Source organism: Albimonas pacifica (assembly GCF_900113695.1).
Lineage (GTDB): Bacteria > Pseudomonadota > Alphaproteobacteria > Rhodobacterales > Rhodobacteraceae > Albimonas > Albimonas pacifica.
The window spans coordinates 514,565-536,418 of the sequence record NZ_FOQH01000005.1 but is presented as its reverse complement, the minus strand read 5'-3'; the positions used below and the strand labels follow the sequence as shown (position 1 = coordinate 536,418).

The window sequence follows — 21,854 nt, the reverse complement described above, 5'->3', positions numbered from 1 at the left end:
TTGCACGCTGGCCCCCGGACGCGGGCTCCTCCCGCGCCGACAAATCATGGGCTCGGCCTCGACGCCGGCCCGCACCCGCCGCGCGCTGACCGGCGCGGCGAGCAACAGCGGAGGGTCACATGAAATTCCTGGGCAGACGATCCCTGGGTCGGCTGGCGACGCTCGGCGTCGCCTCGGCGCTGATGGCGAGCGTGGCGGCGGGTCCGCTGCGCGCCGCCCCGCCCGCCGACACCTTCGTCATGGCGAAGGACATCTCCGACATCATCACCCTCGACCCGGCCGAGGTGTTCGAGTTCTCGGGCGGCGAGATGATCGCCCAGATCTACGACCGCCTGATGTGGTTCGAGCCCGACGACATGTCGAAGCTGGTCTGCGGCGTGTGCGAGTCCTACGAGATCTCGGACGACGGCAAGACCATCGCCTTCACCATGCGCGAGGGCATGACCTTCGAGAGCGGCAACCCCGTCACCGCCGACGACGTGGTCTATTCGCTGCGCCGTGTGGTGAAGCTCAACAAGACCCCGTCCTTCATCATCACCCAGTTCGGCTGGACGCCCGAGAACGTGGACGAGCTGGTGCGCGTCGAGGACGGCAAGGCGGTGGTCGAGATCACCGAGGAGTTCTCGCCCGCGCTCGTGCTCAACGCGCTCTCGGCCGGCGTCGCCTCCATCGTCGACATGAAGACGGTCGAGGAGAACGCGACCGACGGCGACATGGGCTACGCCTGGCTGAAGAACAACTCCGCCGGCTCCGGGCCCTTCAGCCTGCAGACCTGGAAGGCCAACGAGCTCGTCTCGATGACCGCCAACGAGACCTTCCGCTCCGGCGCGCCGGGCGTGAAGCGGGCCATCGTGCGCCACGTGGCCGAGCCCGCGGCCCAGCGGCTGATGATCGAGAAGGGCGACATCGACCTCGCCCGCGACCTGACCCCCGACATGGTGGCGGCGCTGGAGAGCGACTCCTCGGTGAAGGTGCAGACCGACGCCAAGGCGGCCCTGATCTACATGGCCGGCAACCAGGACCATGAGATCCTGGGCAACCCCAAGGTGATGGAGGCGATCCGCTACCTCGTCGACTACAAGGGCATGGCCGACAGCTTCCTGAAGGGCCAGTTCAAGGTCCACCAGGCCGCCTGGCCCGGCGGCATGTGGGCCGGCTACACCGAGACGCCCTACGCGCTCGACGTCGAGAAGGCCAAGGCCCTGCTGGCCGAGGCGGGCTATCCCGATGGGTTCGAGATCCAGATGGACACGCTCAACCAGTCGCCCTACCCCGAGATCGCGCAGGCCGTTCAGGCGACCCTGTCGATGGCGGGCATCAAGGCCTCGATCACCACGGCCGAGGGCAAGACGCTGTGGCCGATGTATCGCGCCCGCAAGCACGCCCTGATCCTCGCCCAGTGGTCGCCCGACTACGTCGACCCCCACTCCAACCTCGACGCCTTCGCCCACAACCCGGACAACTCCCTCGAGGCGAAGCTGACCGGCGTGCTCGCCTGGCGGAACGCCTGGATGGACGAGGCCATGAACGAGATGGTCGTGAACGCCCGCAACGAGGGCGACGTCGACGCGCGCGAGCAGCAGTACTTCGACATCCAGAAGAAGCTGATGGAGGAAGGCCCCTACGCGATCCTCTTCCAGCAGACCGAGCAGGCGGTGATGCGGGCCGAGGTCGAGGGCTTCGTCTCGGGCCCGACCTTCGACCTGATCTACTACCGCACCGTGACGAAGTGAGGACCCTCGCTTGACGGAGCAGACGAGCGCGGCGGCGTCGGGAGCCTTCCCGGCGGCGCCGCGCGCCCTCAAGGCCACGGCGGGCGCGGTCCTGTCGCTGGTCCTCACCTTCCTCGGGCTGACGGCGATCACCTTCGTGATCGGCCGGGTGATGCCCGCCGACCCGGTGCTCGCGGTCGTGGGCGACCGCGCCTCGGAAGAGGTCTATCAGCGCGTGTTCCTGGAGATGGGCTTGGACAAGCCCCTCTACGAGCAATACCTGCGCTACCTGGGCCAGATCCTGACCGGCGACTTCGGCATGTCGATCATGACCACGCGGCCCGTCACCGAGGACATCCTGAGGTTCTTCCCCGCGACGCTCGAGCTCGCGACGCTCGCGACCCTGGCGGGCTGCCTGCTGGGCATTCCCATGGGCGTCTGGGCCGCGGTCAACCAGGGCCGCTGGATCGACCATGTGGTGCGCGTGCTGGGGCTCGCGGGCTACTCGGTGCCGGTGTTCTGGCTGGGCATGGTGGGGCTGCTGGTGTTCTACGGGAACCTCGGCTGGGTGGCCGGGCCCGGGCGCATCGACATCTATTACGACGGCGTCGTCGACAGCGTGACCGGCGTGATCCTGATCGACAGCGCCCTGCAGGGCGAGTGGGACATCTTCTGGAACGCCGTCTCGCACCTTGTGCTGCCGGCCTCGGTCCTGGGCCTCTACGCGCTGGCCTACATCGCGCGGATGACGCGCAGCTTCATGCTCGACCAGCTTGGCCAGGAGTACATCCTGGCGGCCCGGATCAAGGGCGCCTCCGAGTTCTCGGTGATCTGGCGGCACGCCTTCCGCAACGTGCTGGTGCAGCTGATCACCATCATCGGCCTGACCTACGCCTCGCTGCTGGAGGGCTCGGTCCTGACCGAGACCGTCTTCGCCTGGCCCGGCATCGGCCAGTACATCACCACCTCGCTGTTCAACGCCGACATGAACGCGGTTCTGGGCGGGACGGTCGTGGTGGGCATCTGCTTCGTGGGGATCAACATGCTCTCCGACCTGCTCTACAAGCTCGCCGACCCGAGGGCCCGCGCATGAGGACCCTCGCATGACCATGGCCACCCAACCCCGGGCCGCGGGGCTTCGCGGCTGGCTGATGGACCCGTCGCCGGCCTCCACCTGGCAGGCGCGGGCGCAGCGCGGCTATCTCGGCTGGGTCGGCTTCCGCTCCAACCCGATCGCGATGGCGGGCTTCGTGATCGTGGCCGCGCTGCTGCTGGCCGCCGCCTTCGCCCCCTGGATCACCGCCACCGACGGCCTGACGCCGAACCTCGGCGCCCGCCTGCTGCCCCCCTCGGCCGAGCACTGGCTCGGCACCGACCAGCTCGGCCGGGACATCTTCGACCGGATCGTCTGGGGCTCCCGCATCACCCTCTACATCGTCATCCTGGTCTCGATCATCGTGGCCCCCATCGGCCTCGCGGTGGGCACCATCGCGGGCTACGCCGGCGGCTGGGTGGACGCGGTGCTGATGCGCATCGTCGACATCTTCCTCGCCTTCCCCCGCCTGATCCTGGCGCTGGCCTTCGTCGCGGCGCTGGGCGCCGGCATCGAGAACGCCGTCCTCGCCATCGCGCTCACCACCTGGTCCCCCTACGCCCGCATCGCCCGGGCCGAGGTCCTGACCATCCGCAAATCCGACTTCATCGTCGCCGCCGAGGCGCAGGGCGCCTCCACCTTCCGCATCATCCGCCGCCACGTGGTCCCGCTCTGCCTCGCCTCGGTGATCGTCCGCCTGACCCTCGACATGGCCGGCATCATCCTGACGGCGGCGGGCCTCGGCTTCCTCGGCCTCGGCGCCCAGCCGCCGTTGCCCGAGTGGGGCGCGATGATCTCCACCGGCCGCCAGTTCCTGCTCGACCAGTGGTGGGTCCCGACGGCCCCCGGCGCCGCCATCTTCCTGGTCTCGCTCGGCTTCTGCCTCCTCGGCGACGGCCTTCGCGACGTCCTCGACCCCAAGAGCGCCTCCGCATGAGCGAACCCCTCATCGAGGTCGAGAACCTCCGCGTCTCCTTCCGCACCCCTCACGGCCCCATCGAGGCCGTCCGCGGCGTCTCCTTCACCCTGGGCCGGGAGCGCCTCGGCATCGTCGGCGAGTCCGGCTCCGGCAAATCCCAGACCGGCCGCGCCATCCTCGGCCTGACCGCCCGCAACGGGAGCATCGACGCCGACAGGATGACCTTCGACGGCATCGACCTGCTGAAAGCCTCCCCCCGGACGCTGAGGAAAATCCGCGGCGCCCGCATCTCGATGATCATGCAGGACCCCCGCTTCTCCCTGAACCCGGTGGTCAAGGTCGGCGAGCAGATCGCCGAGGCCTACGCGATCCACGCGCACGCCTCGAAGCGCGTCGCCCGCCGCCGCGCCCTGGAGATGCTGGAGACCGTGCAGATCCGCGAGCCGGAGAAGGTCTTCCACCTCTACCCCCACCAGGTCTCCGGCGGCATGGGCCAGCGGGTGATGATCGCGATGATGCTGATCCCGGAACCGGACGTCCTGATCGCCGACGAGCCCACCTCCGCCCTCGACGTCACCGTCCAGATGCAGGTGCTGGCGCTCCTCGACGACATGGTCCGCGACCGCGGCATGGGCCTCGTCCTGATCTCCCACGACCTCCACCTGGTCGCCAGCTTCTGCGACCGCGTCATCGTCATGTACGGCGGCCGCATCATGGAGGTCCTGGAGGCCGGCCGCCTGCACGAGGCGCAGCACCCCTACACCCGCGGCCTGCTGAACTGCCTCCCCAGCCTCGACCATCGCCAGGAGATGCTCCCCGTGCTCGACCGCGACCCCGCCTGGCTGACCGAGGCGCGCCGATGATCGAGATCGAGAACCTCTCCATCACCTTCGGCGAGGGCGCCTCGACCGTCCACGCGGTCCGCAACGTCTCCTTCTCGGTGGCCGAGGGCGAAAGCTACGGCCTGGTGGGCGAATCCGGCTCCGGCAAATCCACCATCCTGCGCGCCATCGCCCGCATCAACCCGCAGTGGTCCGGCACGATCCGCGTCAACGGCCGCTATCTCACGTCCAAGCGCACCAAGGCCGAGGCCCGCGCCATGCAGATGGTCTTCCAGGACCCCTACGGCGCGCTCCACCCCCGCCACACCGTCGACGCCATCCTGCGCGAGCCCCTCGAGATCCACGGCCTGAACAACCGCGACGCCCGCATCCTCGCCGCCCTGAAGGACGTCGGCCTCGGCCCCGAGTTCCGCTTCCGCTACCCCCACCAGATCTCCGGCGGCCAGCGCCAGCGCATCGCCGTCGCCCGCGCCCTGATCCTGGAGCCCGAGATCCTGCTGCTGGACGAGCCGACCTCCGCCCTCGACGTCTCCGTCCAGGCCGAGATCCTCAATCTTCTCAAGCGCCTGCAGCAGGACCGCGGCCTGACCTACCTGATGGTCTCCCACAACCTCGCCGTGGTGGCCCATCTCTGCGGCCGCGTGGCGGTGATGAACCGCGGCCGCATGGTCGAGGAGGTCACCGAGGACACCCTGCGCGCCCACACGCCGTCCGAGCCCTATACCGCCCAGCTGATGTCCGCGACCGAGGGCTACGACCGCGAGGCCGTGCGCTCCTACCGCACCTTCGACTGACATTCGCGCGCAGGCGCCCCGGGCTTGACCCGGGGCTTCCGCCGCAAGCGCCGCGCCCGCCCGCCGGCGAAGCGCCCGCTCCCGGCCGCGACAGGCCCCGGGTCAAGCCCGGGGCGCCCGCCTGGGGCCGCCGCCGCGCGACGCGACCTCATCCGTCTCCCTTACAGACCTCTTGCGCGGCGCCCCTCCGTCATGCTCCCCCTGAAAGGCCGCGCGGGCCCTCGCCCTGCGCGCCAATCAACAAGCGGCCGCAACGCGCCGCGCTCGGAGGAAGACCCGGATGACCAACCTGCCCCCCTATCAGCACCGCTCGCGCTCCATCGCCGGCTGCATCGCCTTCGTCACGGGGGCCGCCTCCGGCATGGGCCGCGCGACCGCGCATCTTTTCGCGCGGGAGGGCGCGAAGGTCGCCATCTCCGACCTCACGCAGGAGGGCGTGGACGCCGTCGCCGCCGAGATCGCCGAGGCCCGCAAGGACGACCCCTCGATCGGCGAGGTCCTCGCCTTCGCCATGGACGTCTCCAAGCTCGACGCCATCCAGGCCGGGATCAAGACGGCGACCGACCACTTCGGCGGCCTCGACATCCTCGTCAACAACGCCGGCTTCTCCGCCTGGGCCCCCATCGACGACCCCGACGCCTACGAGACCCAGTGGGCCCGCGCCCTCGACGGCATGCTGACCGCCCACCAGCGCACGATCCGCACCGCCCTGCCCTGGCTGCGCAAATCCGCCAACCCCCGGGTGATCAACATCGCCTCGACCGAGGGCCTGGGCGCCACCCCCGGCAACACCGCCTACGTCGCCGCCAAGCACGGCGTCATCGGCATCACCCGCGGCTTCGCCTGCGACCTCGGCCCCGAGGGCATCACCGTCAACGCCATCTGCCCCGGCCCGATCCGCTCCGGCATCACCGAGCGCATCCCCGAGGAGCACAAGGTGATCTACGCCAAGCGCCGCACCGCCCTGAAACGCTACGGCGACCCCGAGGACATCGCCAACGGCGTGCTCAGCTTCGCCCTGCCCTCGGCCAGCTACATCACCGGCACCGCGCTCCCCGTCGACGGCGGCCTGACCATCCGCCGCGCCTAGAGCGGCGAGGCCTCGGCCCGCGCGCCCGCAAAACTCCAGAAGCGCTCCGCCAGCGGGCGGGGCGCACGGGGTTTGCGCAGCATCACCAGATCGGTGGAGACCCCACGCCCCTCGATCCCCACCGTGGCCAGCGAGGGCCCCACCGCCGGCCGCGCCATCTCGAACCAGCCGATATCAACCGCCGCCACTCCCGTGCGCAAAGCGAGCCGCATCAAGGAGATGGCATCCGCCTCGCCCGTCCTCACGGTCTCGGCGCCGACCTCCGCCAGCCAGCGCCCCACGCCCGAGGCCAGCGGCCCCCCATGCACCCGCCCCACCACGGCGACCCGCACGCCCTTCAATTCGGATTCCGTTACCTTCGCCCGCCCGAAGAACGGATGCCCCGGCGGCGCCAGCAGCCCCACGCGGCGCGTCGCCAGCACCCGCGCCTCGAACTCCGCCCCCCGGACCGCATTGATCGGCGACAGTTCGTCCCGCGCCGAGGGCTCCAGCGTCAGCGCCAGGTCCGCCTCGTCCGTGCGCACCGCGTCGTAGAGGCGCGACGGGCTCAGCGCCAGCACGTCGATCCTGGCCTTCGGATGCTGGGTCGCGAACGCCTCCGTCAGCGCCGCGCGTTCGGCGATGAGGGTGGAGTCGAGCGGCGCCGCAATCCGTAAATCGTTGGAAAGGATCTCCCTCGCCCGCTGCAGCGCCCAGTCATGCTCCAGCACCACGCGCTTGGCGTTGGTGATCAGCGCCCGCCCCTCGCGCGTCAGCGACACCCTGCGCGAGGTCCGCTCGAACAGCCGGAACCCCAGCCGGCGCTCCATCTCCTTGATCATCGCCGACAACGCCGGCTGAGAGATGTTCAGCTCGGCGGCCGCCCGCGTAAAACTTTCATGCTCGGCGACCTTCACGAAGGCGCGGAAGGGGGTGGCTTCGAGGTCCATCGGCGCTCCGATCCATAAGCGATCCCGAATGATCGCCCAAGAATCCGATATTGGAAAGCGCCGACCGCCTGCGCGACCCTGCGCCGAAAGAAACCGGAGGAAACGCCCATGTGGTCTTTCGAGACCGACCCCGAGTTCCAGAAGGAGCTCGACTGGATCCGCGACTTCGTGCGCGAGAACGTCGAGCCCCTGGACCACGTCCTGCCCAGCCAGTGGAACATCCACGACGAGGGCTTCAAGCGCCTGGTGCGTCCCCTCCAGGCCAAGGTGAAGGAGCGGGGTCTCTGGGCCTGCCACCTCGGCCCGCATCTCGGCGGCAAGGGCTACGGGCAGCTGAAACTGGCGCTGATGAACGAGCAGCTGGGGCGGTCGCGCTTCGGTCCGATCACCTTCGGCACCCAGGCGCCCGACACCGGCAACTCCGAGATCCTGGCCCATTTCGGCACGCCCGAGCAGAAGAAGAAGTGGCTGGAACCCCTTCTGAACAATGAGATCGTGTCCTGCTACGCGATGACCGAGCCGCAGGGCGGCGCGGACCCGCTGATGATCCAGACGACCGCCGAGCAGGACGGCGACGGCTGGGTGATCAACGGCGAGAAGTGGTTCAGCTCGAACGCCAAGTTCGCCGCCTTCTACATCATCATGGTGAAGACCGAGCCCGAGGCGAACGACCCCTACCGCCGCCAGTCGATGTTCATCGTCGACGCCAAGACCCCCGGCATCGAGATCATCCGCGACTACGGCTACCACGGCCAGGCCGAGCCCGAGCACGCCCACGTCCGCTGGACCAACGTGCGCGTCCCGCCCGAGAACCTGTTGGGCGGACGGGGAGATGGCTTCGCGGTGGCCCAGACCCGCCTCGGCGGCGGCCGCCTCCACCACGCCATGCGCGCCATCGCCGAGAGCCAGAAATGCCTCGACATGACCTGCGAGCGGGTCGTGAGCCGCCAGACCAAGGGCGAGCCCCTGTGGAAGCAGCAGATGGTGCAGGAGCGGATCGCCGACGCCTGGATCCAGCTGCGCCAGTTCCGCCTGATGGTGCTCGAGACGGCCTGGCTCGCCGACCAGGGCCGTGACTGGCGCGACCTGCGCCAGGAGGTCTCGGCGGTGAAGGTCATGATGACCAAGGTCTTGCACGACATTTCTTCGATGGCGCTTCACCTTCACGGCTCGCTGGGCATCACCACCGACGTGCCGTTCTCGGACCACCTGATGAACAGCTTCATGATCGGCCTCGCCGACGGGCCGACCGAAGTCCACAAGTCCGTCGTCGCCCGCCAGCTGCTGAAGCAATACAAGCCCAACCCGGAGATGTTCCCCGACTACGTGCGCTGGAAGGCGCAGGAGAAGCAGGCCCAGCGTGTGAAGGAGGCCGGGTAATGGACGTGAAAGACACCGATTTCTCCGGCAAGCGGGTCCTGGTCGTCGGCGGCTCCGCCGGCATCGGCAACGCCGTCGCTCAAGGCTTCCGCAAGCGCGGCGCCGAGGTCCACGTCTGGGCCCGCAAACCCTCCGCCAAGGACTACGAGGGCGTGCCGGAATCGGACCTCGAGGGCATCCACTACCACCAGATGAACGTCTCCGACTTCGAGGCGGTGGAGAACTGGCAGGCCCCCTTCGACAGCCTCGACGTGGTGGTCTGCGCCCAGGGCCACGTGATCTACAAGCGCGGCGAGTTCAAGTGGAAGGGATTCCAGGAGGTTACGGACGTAAACCTCACCGCCAACATGGTCATCATCGACAAGTTCCTGCCGATGCTGGAGAAAACCAAGGGCTCGGCGATCGTGGTCAGCTCCACCGCGGCCTACCACGCCACCGTCGGCAACCCGGCCTACAACGCCTCCAAGGCCGGCGCGGTGGCGCTGGTGCGCACGCTCGGCGCCGCCTACGCCCGCTCCGGCGTGCGGGTCAACGGCCTCGCCCCCGGCTTCGTGCCCACAAGGATGACCGAGGTCACCACCGCCCGCGAGGATCGCGCCGACGCAATGCGGTCCCGCATCCCCATGGGCCGCTTCGGAAAACCCGAGGACATGGCCGGCGTCTGCCTGTTCCTGGCCTCGCCGCTGGCGGCCTATGTCACCGGCCAGACCATCGCCTGCGACGGAGGTTTGGTTCTGTGAGCCAGGCCCCTGACACACAGGGGAAAAGGGAGGTCGGGGGCGTGGACCTCGACCGTCTCGCCGCCTGGATGGACGCGGAAGACCTGGGCGAGGGGCCGATCGAGGCCGCCCGCCCGCTCTCCGGCGGCACCCAGAATGTGCTGCTGCGCTTCCGGCGCGCGGGGCGGGACTATGTCCTGCGCCGCCCGCCGCCGGTCCCCCGCCAGGGCTCCAACCGGACCATGGAACGGGAGGCCCGCGTCCTCGCCGCCCTCGCCGGCTCGGACGCGCCCCATCCCCGCCTGATCGCCGCCTGCACGGACCCCGAGCCGCTGGGCGTCGCCTTCTACCTGATGGAGCCGGTCGAGGGCTTCAACGCCGTCACCGGACTGCCCGAGCCCCACCGCTCCGACCCCGCCATCCGCCGGCGCATGGGGTTCGCGCTGGTGGAAGGCATCGCCGCCCTCCACTCGGTCGACTACAAGGCGGCAGGGCTCGAGGATTTCGGCAAGCCCGAGGGCTACATCGCCCGCCAGGCCGACCGCTGGCTGGGGCAGCTCAAGGACTACGAGCGCCACGCGGAATGGCCCGGCCGCGCGGGACTGCCCGGCGTCGACCGCATCGCCGACTGGCTGCGCGCGAACCTGCCCCCTGAGCAGCCGCCCGGCATCCTTCATGGCGACTATCAATTCGGAAACGTGATGTATCGCCCGGGCTCCGGCGACCTCGCCGCCATCGTGGACTGGGAGCTCGCCACCATCGGCGACCCGCTGGTGGATCTGGGCTGGATCGTCGCCTGCTATCCCGGCTCCGGCGGACCGGAGCTGCCGGTGCTCAAGGTCGAGCCCTGGGACGGCTTCCCCACCGCCGACGAGCTGATCGCGCGCTACGCCGCGCTGTCGCCACGCAGCCTCGACCATGTCGACTGGTTCGTCGTGCTCGCCTGCTTCCGGCTGGGCATCATCCTGGAGGGCACCCACGCGCGCGCCTGCGCGGGCCGGGCGCCGAAGGCCACCGGCGACCTGCTGCACGCCACCGCCGTGGCGCTGATGGGCCGGGCGCTGCACCGCATCGGCTGAAACCGCGCGACGGGGCCGCAGAGAGCCCCGCGCGCCCCGCGCCCCGGGGAGGGGCGAAGGAGCGTCCGGCAAGAGACGCTCGTCAGGGAGAGAGACGCATGCTGCTGCCCCCGATGGTCGACTACCACGAGACCGCCCGCGCCCATCGCCGCCCGCCCCCGCCCGAGCGCTTCTGCTTCGCCGACATCGTCGACGGCCACGCGCAGGACCCCGAGCGGCAGGCGCTGATCTGGACCAACGCCGAGGGCGCCTCGAAGCGCTTCACCTTCGCCGAGATCGCCGTGCTCTCGAAACGGATGGCCAATGCGCTGCGCGCGGCGGGCGTCGCCCGCGGCGACCGGGTCGTCGTGATGCTGCCCCGGATCCCGGAGTGGCAGATCGCGGTCACGGCGCTGTCGCGCCTCGGGGCGATCGTGGTTCCCTGCCTGACGATGCTGACCCGCAAGGACCTCGAATACCGGATCGGGGCGACCGAGCCCGCGGCGATCCTCACCGTGCCGGGCGAGACCGCGAAGTTCGAGGGGCTCGTCCCCGAGGGCTGCGCCCGGCTGGTCGTGCCCTACGGCCAGGGCGAGGCCGCCGGCTGGACCGACGTCCACGCGGCGATGGACGGGGCGTCGGAGGAGATCGCCTCCGAGCGGATGGCGCGGGAGGATCCGGGCTACATCTATTTCACCTCCGGCTCGACGGGGACGCCGAAGGGGGTGACGCACTCGGCCTGGTTCGCGCTGGGGTTCATCGAGATCGCGGCCTACTGGTTCGACATGAACGACCAGTCGAAGGAGGACGTCTGCTGGGGCACGGCGGACACGGCCTGGGGGTTCAACGCGACCTCGACGCTGATGGGGCCGTGGCTGGCGGGGGTCTGCGCCTTCGTCCATGACGGGCCGTTCGACCCGAAGATGCGCCTCCAGCTCATCCAGGACTGGGGAGTGACGATCTACGCCGCCGCCGCCTCGGAGTATCGGTGGATGCTGGGGGAGGACGTGGCGAGCTTCGACCTGACGAAGCTGCGCCTCTCGATCACCGCGGGCGAGAGCCTGGACGCGCCGACGGCCGAGCGGTGGATGCGGCTCTCGGGCACCAAGTTCCTGGAAAGCTACGGGCAGACCGAGAGTTTCATGTCCATCGCCAACTTCCCCTGCACCGAGATCCGGCCGGGCTCGATGGGCCTGCCGATGCCGGGGTTCCCGGTGGACGTGGTCCACGAGGAGACCTGCGCGCCTCTGCCCCCCGGCGAGACCGGGGCGGTGGCGCTGAAATGCCCGTTCGACGGCCTGATGCTGGGCTACTGGCGCGACCCGGAGCGGACCGAGGCCTGTTTCCGGACCGCCGCGGACGGATCGCGGTGGTTCATGACGGGCGATCTCGCGCGCAAGGATGCGGACGGGTACTTCTGGTACGAGGGGCGGGCGGACGACGTGATCAACGCGGCCGGCTACCGGATCGGGCCGGCGGAGGTGGAGGGGGCGGTGATGTCCCATGACGCGGTGCGCGAGTGCGCCTGCGTGGCGAGCCCGGACGAGAAGCGGGGCGTGGTGGTGAAGGCCTTCGTGGTGCTGCACGCGGGCCATGTGGGCGACGAGGCGATGGCCAGGGTCCTGCAGGACCACGTGAAGGCCCAGACCGCGCCCTACAAGTATCCGCGCAAGATCGAGTTCCTGGACGAGCTGCCCAAGACCGTCTCCGGCAAGGTCCAGCGCCGGGTGCTGCGCGACCTCGAATACCGCCGGGCGCGCGAAGCGGCCGTCTGAGCGTCCGTCGCCGGCGGAGCGGGCGCTGCGCCGACCCCGGCGTCCGGCCTGCCGGGGTCAGTCGAGGCGCCAGCGCACCACGATGTTCGACGATCGCCACAGCGGACCGGGGTCGGTGAAGCGCCCCGCCTCCTCGCCCCCCTGCGCCGCGTAGAAGGCGCGGGCGCCGGCGTTCTGCTCGACCACCGCGAGGGCCGCGGCGGCGTGGCCCCGCGCGCGGAGCCCGGCGAGCGTCTCCGACAGCAGGCGGGCGCCGAGGCCTCCGCCCCGGGCGGCCCGGCGCACGTAGAGATGCTTGATCTCCGCCGCGCCCGCCATCGCCGGGTGGCCCGCGGGCGCGAAGGCGCTCACGCCCAGCAGGCCCTGCGGGCCTTCGGCGACCAGCGCGCCGGCGCCCGCTTCCCCGCCTGCGAGGGTCGCGCGCCAGAACGGCAGGCGGCGGGCCTCGTCCAGCCGGCGCAGGGCCTCGGGCGGGGCGAGGTCGCGGTAGGTCTCGCGCCAGACCTCGACATGCAGCGCAGCGAGGGGGGCGGCCTCCTCGGGCCGGGCCGGGCGGATCGCGGCTACGGGCGCCGGCGGGGCCGCGCGGCTCACGGCCGCCCGCCCGCCTGGCGCATCAGGTCCTCGAGCGTCGGGTCGCCGGGGTTGGCGGCGAGCGCGTCGGCGAGGATCGCCTGGGCGGCCTCCGCCCCCTCGGTCGCGGCGGCGATGCGGGCGCGCATGTGCCAGGCGTCGATCAGCTGGGGGTCGAGCTCGGTCGCCTCGGCGAAGGCGGCGGCCGCCGCCGGGAAACGGCGGGTGGTCAGGGCGAAGCCGCCGAGCTGGAGATGCGTCTCGGGGAAGTCGAGGCGCGCGGCCATCGCGCCCTGCCACTCGCCGAGGGCGGCGCGCAGGTCGGTCGAGGTCCGCTCGGGCATATAGGCGACCGGCGCGCCCAGCATGGCGCGGGCCGCGGCCTGGCGGACCAGGCGGGCGGGGTCGCGCAGCAGGACCGCCAGCTGGGCGAAGCTCTCCTGCGCGCTCAGCGGGCGCAGGGCGCCGACGGCGGCCGCGCGGACCAGCGGGTCGGGATCCGAGAGCAGCGGCAGCGCCCGGCGCGCCGCCTCGGGGTCCTGCGCGCCCTCCATCAGCCACAGGGCGGTGGCGCGCGCGATGCCGGGCTGCTCGGGGTCGAGGGCGAGCGCGGCCAGCTCGCCGGCCGAGGCGGCGGCGTTCGCGCGCCCACGCGCGAGCGTGGTTCCGAAATGCGGGCGGGCGGCGGCGTCGGGATGGCGGGCCGCGATCTCGGCCGCGGCCCAGGCGGGGTCGCGGTCGGCGTGGCAGCCGGTGCAGGCGTCGGGCGCGCCGGTCAGCGCCGCCAGATCCGGCCGCGGGATCCGGAACGAGTGATCGCGCCGCCCGTCGATCCCCATGTAGTCGCGCGAGACCATGTGGCAGGAGACGCAGCGCGCGCCGTCGGAGTCCTGCGGGTGGAAGTGGTGCTCGGCCGAGGCGAAGTCCACGAGCGGCAGGGACGGGAACTCGGGGTTGCCGGCGGGCGAGTGGCACTGGGCGCAGAGCGCGTCGCCCTCGATCTTCACCTGCGCCGCGTGGGGGTCGTGGCAGTCCATGCAGCCCACGCCCTTGCGATGCATCTTCGACTGCAGGAACGAGCCGTAGACGTAGACCTCGTCCAGGATCTGCCCGTCGGCGTGGTAGAGGCCGGGGCGCAGAAGCGCGAGGCTGTAGGCGTCCGCATAGGGCGTTCCGGGCGGCGGGTTGCCCGGCAGGAACGCCTCGCGGCGGGAGTGGCAGCCGGCGCATTGCTCCATCGCCGCCCCGGTCTGCGAGACGTCGACGGCGAAGCCCGGGTCCGTGCCCTGCCCGCCCTGCGCCCAGTCGACATGGCCGCGCCCGGGGCCGTGGCAGGCCTCGCAACCCACCCCGATCTCGGCCTGGCTCGAGGCGTAGCGCCCGCTGCGCGGGTCGTAGCCCTTGTCGTAGCCGGTGGCGTGGCACTCGGCGCAGCGGCTGTTCCAGGTCTTGTAGGGCCCGGTCCAGTGCAGCCCGTCGCCCGGAGGCAGGTCCTGGTCGGGGTAGAGGTGATACCAGGCCCCCCGCTCGGCGTCCCAGGCGAGGTCGAAGCTCTGCAGCCGGCCCGGCTCGGTCTCCAGCACGTATTGCTGGAGGGGGGCGATGCCGATCACCCCGCGCACCCGGTAGGCGGCGCGGACGCCGTCGGCCTCGGTCACGGCGATGCGGGGCGTCCCGTCGGGGTCGGTGGTGAAGCGGGCGGCGAGCCCGTTCTCGTCATGCTCCACGCCCGAGAAGTCGCCCAGCGCGCGGCCCTCCTCCGGCAGGGTCCAGGCGAGGTCGTGGTGGGAGCCGGTCCAGGCCTCCGCCTCCGCCCGGTGGCAGCCTGCGCAGCTCTGCGAGCCGACGTAGCCCGCCTCCTGCGCATCGGCCCCGGCGGACAGCGCCAGGGCCGCCAGCAGGACGAGGATCGGGGACGCGAGGCGGCGCATGGGCGGGCTCCGGTGCTGTGCGCCGCCGTGGAGGACGCGACGCTGGCGGGCGGGCCGCGACCTGCCCCGGCCTGCAGAAATAGCGCGCCGGGCGGCGGGCGGGCAACGGCGCAGGCGCGCGAAGCCGTTGAATTTCCGCCGCGAACGCCGACCCGCCACGGCGGGACCGCGGCGGCGGCCCCGCCGCCCCGCACGCCCCCGGCAAAGGACGCGGCCCCTCGCGGAGCGCCGGCCGACCAGGCGACGCCGCCCGGCCGGCCGGCGTTCGGGCTCAGCTCACTCGGCCAGGCCCACGTAGTCCAGCGTGAAGCGCTCGATCGCCAGCGAGGCGCCGACGCCGTCCGAGGTCGAGACCGACAGCGGCTGCAGCGCGAAGGACTTGTCGAAGCCCCCCAGCAGCGCGTTCGCCCCCACGCCCTTGCCCACGGCCACGTCCGCGCCGACGCCGAAGTAGTCGCCCTCCATCGCCGAGACCTCGGCGTCGATCGAGGGCGCGAGCACCGCCCATTTCAGCGTCTCCTCGGCCTTGATGGTCAGGTCCGCGCCCAGCTTGCCCATCTCGGCGGTCAGCTCCTCGGTGGGGCGGTCGTCGGCATGTTCGAAGACGCAGTCGAACTTGGTCGAGGAGACGATGATCAGGTTGGTCTTGTCGGCGAGCGTGCAGGTCAGCACGCCGAACTCGACCCGGACGTCCTTGTCCTGGGCGGCGGCCGGCCCGGCGAGGGACCCGGCGGCGAGCAGCGCGGCCAGGGCCGCGGCCGCGGCGCGCAAGGAAAGCTGGAGCATGACGATCTCCCTTGAAATCGCGGCGGAAACCTCCGCCCGGGCGGACCGTCGGCCGAGCCAACCTCGAACCGCCCGCGCCCGACCCTGCGGCAGGGCTACGCGCGCGGCGCTGAACCGCGGCTGAACCGCGGCCTCAGGCGACGCCGCGCCGGGCGGCGGAGGGCGCGGCGTCCGGCCGGAACGCTCCGAGGGCCGCGGCGAGGTCGGCCGCGCGCTCGTCGCGCATCTGCGTCACGCCCAGGTCGGACCCCAGGGGCGCCGCGCCGGCGCCGGCTCCCGAGCAGCGCGCCGCCGGGGCCGAGGGCGGCGCGGGCGTGATCCGCCGCCAGCGCCGCCACGCACATCGCCGGCGTCCGCCCCGTCGAGGGCGAAGCCCAGCGCGAGGCAGGCGGCGCCCGACTTCCCCGACCAGATCGCGGCCGGCTGCATCCCGGCTCCGCTCCCTTGCCGAACGCATGTCCGCCGCTGTCGAAACTCCCTTCTCCACGGGCCGCCGGCCAGCGGACAGCGCCTGGACTCGTGCCGGTTCCCCGGGCGCGACGCCCTGCCCTTTGCCCGGCGCCGCGGCGCGTGCGACGCTGCGCCCCTGGGTGGCTCGGGGGGCGCGATGGACGACCGCAGGAACCTGCGCGGCTGGTGGGACGGCGCGCCGCCCCCGCCCTGGCCGGAGGGGCGGGGGCTGGCCGTCTCGGTGGTGGTGAACGTCGAGGAGGGGGCCGAGTTCTCGGTCGCCGACGGCGACGCCGTGAACGAGCGTCTGCCCGAGGCGAACCAGCGCCTCGACGCCCTGCCCGATCCCTGCATGGAAAGCCAGTTCGCCTATGGCGCGCGCGCGGGCTTCCGCCGGGTGCTGGACGCGCTGGCGGCCCACGGCGTCCCCGCGACCTTCTCCACCTGCGGCCGCGCGGCCGAGCGCACGCCCTGGCTGGTGCAGGCCGCGCAGGCGGCGGGACACGAGATCTCCTGCCACGGCTGGCGCTGGGAATCCCACGCCGGCATGGCCGAGGCCGACGAGCGCGCCGCCATCGCCCGCGCCCACGCCGCCGTCGCCGCCGCGACCGGCGCGGCGCCGGTCGGCTGGCACACCCGCTCGGCCTCCTCTCCGAACACCCGCCGCCTGCTCGCCGAACATGGCGGGTTCCTCTACGATTCCGACGCCTACGACGACGACCTGCCCTACACGGTCGCCGTCGCCGGCCGCCCGCATGTGGTCCTGCCCTACGCCTTCGACACCAACGACATGCGCTTCGAGCCGGGGGGCGGCTTCATCCAGGCGCGGGACTTCGCCGACTATTGCCTCGCCGCGCTCGAGCGCCTGCGCGCCGAGGCCGCCCGGGGCGAGGCGCGGATGCTCTCCATCGGCCTGCACCCCCGCCTGATCGGCCGCCCCGCGCGCATCGGCGGGCTGGAGACGCTGCTCGCCGCCCTCGCCCGCCTCGCCGAGACCGGCGAGGTCTGGCCTGCCCGTCGCCGGGACATCGCGCAGCGCTGGCGCGCCGCCGCCGGCCTGCCCCCCTGGACGCCTTCTCTGCCGGAGCCCACGCCATGAAGATCCTGCTGGCGAACCCCAATATGACCGAGGCGATGACCGAGCGGCTGGCGCAGGTCGCCCGCTCCGTCGCCGCCCCCGGCACCGAGATCCTCCCCCTCACCGCGCCCCGCGGCTTCCCCTACATCTCGTCCCGCGCCGAGGCGCAGATCGCCGGCGCCATCGCGCTGGAGATGATCGCCCCCCATGCGCGCGAGGTCGACGCGGTGGTGATCGCGGCCTTCGGCGACCCCGGCCTCGACGCGGCGCGCGAGCTCTTCGACCTGCCGGTGACGGGGATGGCGGAGGCCTCGATGCTGGCCGCCTGCCAGCTCGGCCGCCGCTTCGGGGTGGTGACCTTCGCGCCCTGGCTGAAGCCGTGGTATCACGCCTCCGTGCGCGACCTGGGGCTCGAGGCCCGCTTCGCCGGCCTGCGCTCGGCCGAGGACATCGACGGCCCGGTGACCGAGGTGGCCTCGACCATGCGCGACACCCTCCTGCGCCTCGCCGAGCGCATGGCGCGCGAGGACGAGGCCGACGCGGTGATCTTCGGCGGCGCGCCGCTCGCGGGCCTCGCGCGCGACCTCGCCCCGGACCTGCCCTGCGTGGCGATCGACCCGATTTCCGCCGCCGTGACCCAGGCCGAGGCGCTGGTCCGCCTCGCCCCGCGCGGCGCGGACCGGGGCGCCTACGCCCGCCCGCCCGCGAAACCGTCCGAGGGCCTCGACCCCGCCCTCGCCGCCTGGATCGCCCGCGCCCCCTGACGCCCCGACGCCCGCCCCGGACGCCTGTGGCGCGACGTCCGCCAGCCCTCGCCAAGCGCCTGTTCTCCGGAGCCGTCTCTCGCGGATGCCGACCAGAGCGACTCGGCCCCCGGGGTCAAGGATCGCGCAGCGACCGCGCGAAGCGCGGCTTGTCCTTGACCCCGGGGGCCGAGTCGCTCAGGCATCGCAAGCGAGAGACGGATCCGGGGAACAGGCGCGGGCTTGTTCTTGGGTGAGTCAGGAGCCCGCCGGAGGCTCCCGCCCCCGACGATCCTTCCCAACGCCCCCACGAGCGCGCCGCAGCCAAGCCCGCCCGCAGGGCGCCTGTAGACCGGTCCTCCCGGGTTCAGCGCTTCTTGCGCTTGCCCTCGTAGGGGTTCTCGCCCTTGCGCCAGTTCAGGCGGATCGGCGTGCCCTCCATCCCGAAGTCGCGGCGCAGGCCGTTGACCAGGAAGCGCTTGTAGCTGTCGGGCAGCTCGTCGGGGCGCGAGCAGAAGGCGACGAAGGTCGGCGGCCTCGTCTTCGCCTGGGTCATGTAGCGCAGCTTGATCCGCCGCCCGCCCGGCGCGGGGGGCGGATGGGCCGAGGTCATTTCGCCCAGCCACTGGTTCAGCTTCGCCGTCGAGATCCGCATCTCCCAGCGCGAGCGCGCCTTGAGGATCGCCGCGCGCAGCCGCTCCAGCCCCTCGCCCGAGAGCGCCGAGACCGGCACCACCGGCGCGCCCTTGAGCTGGGGCATCAGGCGGTGGAACTCCTCGGTCAGCAGCTTCAGGGCGCCGTTGCGGTCCTCGACCAGGTCCCACTTGTTGACGCCGATCACCACCGCCCGGCCCTCGCGCTCGGCGAGGTCGGCGATGCGCAGGTCCTGGGTCTCGAAGGGCTTGTCGGCGTCGACCAGCACCACCAGCACCTCGGCGAACTTCAGCGCGCGCAGGCCGTCGGATACCGAGAGCTTCTCGAGCTTCTCCGACACGCGGGCCTTCTTGCGCATCCCGGCGGTGTCGAAGATCCGCATCCGGGTGCCCGCCCAGTCGATCTCGACCGAGATCGCGTCGCGGGTGATGCCGGCCTCGGGGCCGGTCAGCAGCCGGTCCTCGCCGAGGATCTTGTTGATCAGCGTCGACTTGCCCGCGTTGGGCCGGCCGACCACGGCGATCTGGATCGGCTTCTGGGGCGCGCCCGGCTCGATCCCGTCGCCCTCGGCGTCGCCCGCGGGCGCCTCGAGGTCGTCGTCGGCGACCGGCTGCGAGGCGGCGGCGGCCTGGGCCTCGTGTTCCTGCATCGCCTCCTGCAGGGCGGTGTAGAGGTCGCCCATGCCCTCGCCATGCTCGGCCGAGAGGGGGATGGGCTGGCCGAAGCCGAGGCTCCAGGCCTCCATCGCGGCGTCGGCGCCCTGTCGGCCCTCGGCCTTGTTCACGCCCAGCAGGACGCGCGCGCCCTTGCGGCGCAGGATCTCGGCGAAGGTCGCGTCCTGGGGCAGCAGGCCGGCGCGGGCGTCGACCAGGAACAGCGAGGCGTCGGCCATGTCGACCGCCCGCTCGGTCAGCGCGCGCATCCGGCCGGGCAGCGACTCGGCGTCCGCCTCCTCGAGGCCGGCGGTGTCGATCACCATGAAGTGGAGGTCGCCCAGCCGCGCCTCGGCCTCGCGCAGGTCGCGCGTGACGCCGGGCTGGTCGTCGACCAGCGCCAGGCGTTTGCCCACCAGGCGGTTGAACAGCGTCGACTTGCCCACGTTGGGCCGCCCGACGATCGCGAGCTTGAACACCGCGTCACCATTCCGGCCGTCCCGGCCGGTCCCAAAAGAAATCCGGCCCGGTCCGATCCGGAGGGGGCCATCAACGATAGGCGAGCAGCTCGCCCTCGTCGGTCAGAACATACACGGTTCCGCCGGCCACCGCCGGCCCCGTGCGCGAGCCGCCCGGCATCTCGATCGCCTGCCCCGGCGCGCCGGTCTGGGCGTCGAAGCTCAGCAGCCGGCCGTCGGAAGAGGTGATCAGCACCCGGTCGCCCGCCAGCACCGGCCCGCCGTAGACGATGCGGGTGGTGGCGTCGTCGGCATCCTCGCGCGCCTCGAGCTCGGTGCGCCACAGCGTGGCGCCGGTCTGCATGTCGAGGCGCACGACGGCGGGCTGCGTGGTCACGGCGTAGAGCGTCTCGCCCGCCGCCCAGACCGGCGACAGCGAGCCGAAGTCGCGCTGCCACACCCGGCGGCCGTTGCGGCCGTCGAACAGCGCCAGCGCGCCGGCGGCATTGCCCGCGATCACCACCGGCCCCGGCGCCAGCACCGGGTCGGAGGTCACGTCGGAGAAGGCCGAGAGCCCGGAGCTCTTGCCCAGCGAGACGAGGGTCGCGGTCCAGACCCGGAAGCCCGGCGCGGTGCGCACCATCATCAGCTCGCCCGAGCCGAAGGGCAGCACCGCCACGTCGGTGGCGAGCCCGGGCGCCGCGCCGCCCAGGTTGCCGGCGTTGGAGAGGCCGGTCTGGATCTCCCAGCGCTTCTCGCCGGTGGCGGCGTCGAAGCCCGCGGCCACGTCGGCGCGGTTCACCGCCACCACCATGCCGCCGCGCACGGTCGGCGCGGCGCGGTAGGGGGCGGCGCCCTGCACGGTCCACAGCACCTCGCCGCCGGCGGCGTCGAGGGCGGTGAGCTGGCCGAAGCCGTCGGTGACGTAGAGCTTGCCGTCGGCATAGGCGAGGCCGCCGCCGTAGCCCGCGTCGCCGTCCTCGTCCTCGGGCGTCAGGTCCACCGACCACTTGCGCGAGCCCGAGGTGGTGAAGGCCTCGACCCCGGTCTCGCCGTCGCGCACGAAGACCGTGCCGTCGGCGATCACCGGACCGGCCATCGGGATCCGCTCGTCCGCGCCGGCGCCGGCGGAGACCCGCCAGGCCAGCGACAGCGAGGCGGGCGCCTCCAGCCGGCCGCCGGAGCGCTGGGCGCCGCCGCCGCGGTGGGTCCATTCCTCCGCGCCCTGCACGGGCGGCAGGGGCCGCGGCGTCGCCGCCGGCGGCGCGGCCTCGGCGGCGGCGCGGATCGGGATCCGCTCTCCCGGCAGGCGCACGTCTTCGTCGTCGGAGCAGCCGGCGACGGCCATCGCCGCCATCAGGGCGGTCAGCAGGACCGGACGCATCATCCCTCGCCCTCCCCCAGAAGTTCCTGAAGCTGGGTCAGGCGCTGCCCCAGCGACGGGCTGAGCATCGGATCGGCGAGCGCCGTCTCGACGTCCTCGCGCGCCCCGGGCAGGTCGCCCGACTGCAGGCGGGCGACGGCGCGGGCCTCCAGCGCCAGCAGGCGGAACGGCTGGCCCTCGGCCACGTAGGCGGCCAGCGCGTCGGCGCGCGCGGCGGGGTCGAGATCCTCGGCGCGCAGGAGCGCGGCCTTGAAGCCCGCGAGATCGCGGTAGAGCGGGTCGGCGGCCCCGTCGCTCTCGAGCCCGTCGAGCACCTCGACGGCGGCCGCGCGCTCGCCGGCCTCGACCAGGGCGGCTGCCTGCGAGAGGCGGGCGATCACCGCGGCGCCGGCGTCGAGCTCGGCGGCGCGGGCGGCGTAGGCCTCGGCCCGCTCGGTCGCGTCGGGAATGTCGGCGGCCTCGATCAGGCGGGCGCCGGCGGCCCGGGCGGCCGCGTCGTCCTGCTGGTCGAGCCAGGTGGCGATCCCGGCGCCGGCCACCGCCAGCACCACGACGCCCACGACCCAGGGGCCCCAGCGCCGCCAGGCCGTCAGCATCCGGTCGCGGCGAAGCTCTTCCGAGACCTCGTCGATGAAGGAGTCCCTGTCGGCCACGTAAATGGATCCCTTGTCGTTTCCCCGGCCCCGCGGGCGCGTCGTCGCGTGCCGGGATCGCCGCGAGGGGGCGGATTTCCCCGTGTCGGCGATCCGAAGACCGCGGTTTTGCGTATAGTTGTCGTCTGGATGCGGCGCAAGGTTGCGCGGACTAGCGCCCCGCGCCATCTACGCGCTCTC

At 72.4% G+C, this 21,854-nt stretch carries 19 protein-coding genes; 12 read left to right on the top strand and 7 right to left on the bottom strand.

Annotated features, from left to right (window positions below):
- The first annotated feature begins 119 nt into the window (after positions 1-119).
- The 6 genes from BM064_RS13540 (at position 120) to BM064_RS13515 (ending at position 6,450) form a co-directional block, all read left to right on the top strand.
- The gene (locus tag BM064_RS13540) at positions 120-1,733 is read left to right on the top strand and encodes an ABC transporter substrate-binding protein (protein ID WP_092860293.1); all 1,614 of its coding nucleotides are present in this window, start codon (positions 120-122) and stop codon (positions 1,731-1,733) included.
- 10 nt (positions 1,734-1,743) lie between these two features.
- Positions 1,744-2,805: an ABC transporter permease gene (locus BM064_RS13535; RefSeq protein ID WP_425426166.1), complete on the top strand. Its 1,062-nt coding sequence runs from the start codon at positions 1,744-1,746 to the stop codon at positions 2,803-2,805.
- A gap of 10 nt (positions 2,806-2,815) precedes the next feature.
- A complete protein-coding gene (gene nikC, locus BM064_RS13530) occupies positions 2,816-3,742 on the top strand; it encodes a nickel transporter permease (protein ID WP_092860292.1) in 927 nt (308 codons plus the stop codon).
- Entirely contained in the window at positions 3,739-4,587 is an 849-nt protein-coding gene (locus tag BM064_RS13525; RefSeq protein ID WP_092860291.1) for an ABC transporter ATP-binding protein, read from the top strand. The genes nikC and BM064_RS13525 overlap by 4 nt, the downstream gene beginning before the upstream one ends.
- Complete coding sequence (locus tag BM064_RS13520) at positions 4,584-5,360, top strand: ABC transporter ATP-binding protein (protein ID WP_092860290.1); 777 nt, start codon at positions 4,584-4,586, stop codon at positions 5,358-5,360. The genes BM064_RS13525 and BM064_RS13520 overlap by 4 nt, the downstream gene beginning before the upstream one ends.
- Before the next feature lie 280 nt (positions 5,361-5,640).
- Positions 5,641-6,450 (top strand): SDR family NAD(P)-dependent oxidoreductase, encoded by an 810-nt coding sequence (locus BM064_RS13515; RefSeq protein ID WP_092860289.1) that lies wholly within the window; start codon positions 5,641-5,643, stop codon positions 6,448-6,450.
- Here the strand turns inward: BM064_RS13515 and BM064_RS13510 are convergent.
- Complete coding sequence (locus BM064_RS13510; RefSeq protein WP_092860288.1) at positions 6,447-7,379, bottom strand: LysR family transcriptional regulator; 933 nt, start codon at positions 7,377-7,379, stop codon at positions 6,447-6,449. The two genes, BM064_RS13515 and BM064_RS13510, sit on opposite strands and share 4 nt — an antisense overlap.
- 108 nt (positions 7,380-7,487) lie before the next feature.
- Between BM064_RS13510 and BM064_RS13505 the strand changes: the two genes are divergently transcribed.
- The 4 genes from BM064_RS13505 to BM064_RS13490 all read left to right on the top strand — a co-directional run bounded on the left by BM064_RS13505 (position 7,488) and on the right by BM064_RS13490 (position 12,311).
- Complete coding sequence (locus tag BM064_RS13505) at positions 7,488-8,759, top strand: acyl-CoA dehydrogenase family protein (protein WP_092860287.1); 1,272 nt, start codon at positions 7,488-7,490, stop codon at positions 8,757-8,759.
- Positions 8,759-9,499: an SDR family NAD(P)-dependent oxidoreductase gene (locus BM064_RS13500; RefSeq protein WP_245779152.1), complete on the top strand. Its 741-nt coding sequence runs from the start codon at positions 8,759-8,761 to the stop codon at positions 9,497-9,499. The genes BM064_RS13505 and BM064_RS13500 overlap by 1 nt, the downstream gene beginning before the upstream one ends.
- Before the next feature lie 41 nt (positions 9,500-9,540).
- A complete protein-coding gene (locus tag BM064_RS13495; RefSeq protein WP_245779151.1) occupies positions 9,541-10,557 on the top strand; it encodes a phosphotransferase family protein in 1,017 nt (338 codons plus the stop codon).
- A gap of 98 nt (positions 10,558-10,655) precedes the next feature.
- Positions 10,656-12,311, top strand: a complete 1,656-nt coding sequence (locus BM064_RS13490) for an acetate--CoA ligase (RefSeq protein ID WP_092860286.1) — start codon at positions 10,656-10,658, stop codon at positions 12,309-12,311.
- 57 nt (positions 12,312-12,368) lie between these two features.
- Here the strand turns inward: BM064_RS13490 and BM064_RS13485 are convergent, their stop codons facing one another.
- The 3 genes from BM064_RS13485 to BM064_RS13475 form a co-directional block, all read right to left on the bottom strand.
- Positions 12,369-12,905, bottom strand: a complete 537-nt coding sequence (locus tag BM064_RS13485; RefSeq protein ID WP_092860285.1) for a GNAT family N-acetyltransferase — start codon at positions 12,903-12,905, stop codon at positions 12,369-12,371.
- On the bottom strand, positions 12,902-14,815 hold the full coding sequence (locus BM064_RS28355) for a multiheme c-type cytochrome (protein ID WP_092860284.1): 1,914 nt from the start codon (positions 14,813-14,815) through the stop codon (positions 12,902-12,904). Before BM064_RS28355 ends, BM064_RS13485 begins: the two co-directional genes overlap by 4 nt.
- Before the next feature lie 276 nt (positions 14,816-15,091).
- Positions 15,092-15,601, bottom strand: coding sequence for a DUF992 domain-containing protein (locus BM064_RS13475; RefSeq protein ID WP_092860283.1), 510 nt, complete (start codon positions 15,599-15,601; stop codon positions 15,092-15,094).
- Between the two features lie 607 nt (positions 15,602-16,208).
- Here BM064_RS13475 and BM064_RS13470 point away from each other — a divergent pair.
- Together BM064_RS13470 and BM064_RS13465 are read left to right on the top strand one after the other, a co-directional pair.
- A complete protein-coding gene (locus BM064_RS13470; RefSeq protein WP_092860282.1) occupies positions 16,209-17,150 on the top strand; it encodes a polysaccharide deacetylase family protein in 942 nt (313 codons plus the stop codon).
- Positions 17,147-17,893 (top strand): aspartate/glutamate racemase family protein, encoded by a 747-nt coding sequence (locus BM064_RS13465; protein WP_092860281.1) that lies wholly within the window; start codon positions 17,147-17,149, stop codon positions 17,891-17,893. The genes BM064_RS13470 and BM064_RS13465 overlap by 4 nt, the downstream gene beginning before the upstream one ends.
- 346 nt (positions 17,894-18,239) lie before the next feature.
- On the opposite strand, the gene der is transcribed toward BM064_RS13465, so the two are convergent.
- The 3 genes from der to BM064_RS13450 form a co-directional block, all read right to left on the bottom strand.
- A complete protein-coding gene (gene der / locus BM064_RS13460) occupies positions 18,240-19,658 on the bottom strand; it encodes a ribosome biogenesis GTPase Der (protein ID WP_092860280.1) in 1,419 nt (472 codons plus the stop codon).
- A gap of 70 nt (positions 19,659-19,728) precedes the next feature.
- A complete protein-coding gene (locus tag BM064_RS13455; protein ID WP_092860279.1) occupies positions 19,729-21,024 on the bottom strand; it encodes an outer membrane protein assembly factor BamB family protein in 1,296 nt (431 codons plus the stop codon).
- Positions 21,021-21,674 (bottom strand): hypothetical protein, encoded by a 654-nt coding sequence (locus tag BM064_RS13450; RefSeq protein WP_092860278.1) that lies wholly within the window; start codon positions 21,672-21,674, stop codon positions 21,021-21,023. The genes BM064_RS13455 and BM064_RS13450 overlap by 4 nt, the downstream gene beginning before the upstream one ends.
- Positions 21,675-21,854 lie beyond the last annotated feature (180 nt).

Excerpts from the sequence above, each read along its gene's own strand:
- BM064_RS13540 (WP_092860293.1), top strand. The coding sequence starts at position 120 with ATGAAATTCCTGGGCAGACGATCCCTGGGTCGGCTGGCGACGCTCGGC.
- nikC (WP_092860292.1), top strand. The coding sequence starts at position 2,816 with ATGACCATGGCCACCCAACCCCGGGCCGCGGGGCTTCGCGGCTGGCTG.
- BM064_RS13525 (WP_092860291.1), top strand. The coding sequence starts at position 3,739 with ATGAGCGAACCCCTCATCGAGGTCGAGAACCTCCGCGTCTCCTTCCGC.
- BM064_RS13520 (WP_092860290.1), top strand. The coding sequence starts at position 4,584 with ATGATCGAGATCGAGAACCTCTCCATCACCTTCGGCGAGGGCGCCTCG.
- BM064_RS13515 (WP_092860289.1), top strand. The coding sequence starts at position 5,641 with ATGACCAACCTGCCCCCCTATCAGCACCGCTCGCGCTCCATCGCCGGC.
- BM064_RS13510 (WP_092860288.1), bottom strand. The coding sequence starts at position 7,379 with ATGGACCTCGAAGCCACCCCCTTCCGCGCCTTCGTGAAGGTCGCCGAG.
- BM064_RS13505 (WP_092860287.1), top strand. The coding sequence starts at position 7,488 with ATGTGGTCTTTCGAGACCGACCCCGAGTTCCAGAAGGAGCTCGACTGG.
- BM064_RS13500 (WP_245779152.1), top strand. The coding sequence starts at position 8,759 with ATGGACGTGAAAGACACCGATTTCTCCGGCAAGCGGGTCCTGGTCGTC.
- BM064_RS13490 (WP_092860286.1), top strand. The coding sequence starts at position 10,656 with ATGCTGCTGCCCCCGATGGTCGACTACCACGAGACCGCCCGCGCCCAT.
- BM064_RS28355 (WP_092860284.1), bottom strand. The coding sequence starts at position 14,815 with ATGCGCCGCCTCGCGTCCCCGATCCTCGTCCTGCTGGCGGCCCTGGCG.
- BM064_RS13475 (WP_092860283.1), bottom strand. The coding sequence starts at position 15,601 with ATGCTCCAGCTTTCCTTGCGCGCCGCGGCCGCGGCCCTGGCCGCGCTG.
- BM064_RS13470 (WP_092860282.1), top strand. The coding sequence starts at position 16,209 with ATGGACGACCGCAGGAACCTGCGCGGCTGGTGGGACGGCGCGCCGCCC.
- BM064_RS13465 (WP_092860281.1), top strand. The coding sequence starts at position 17,147 with ATGAAGATCCTGCTGGCGAACCCCAATATGACCGAGGCGATGACCGAG.
- BM064_RS13455 (WP_092860279.1), bottom strand. The coding sequence starts at position 21,024 with ATGATGCGTCCGGTCCTGCTGACCGCCCTGATGGCGGCGATGGCCGTC.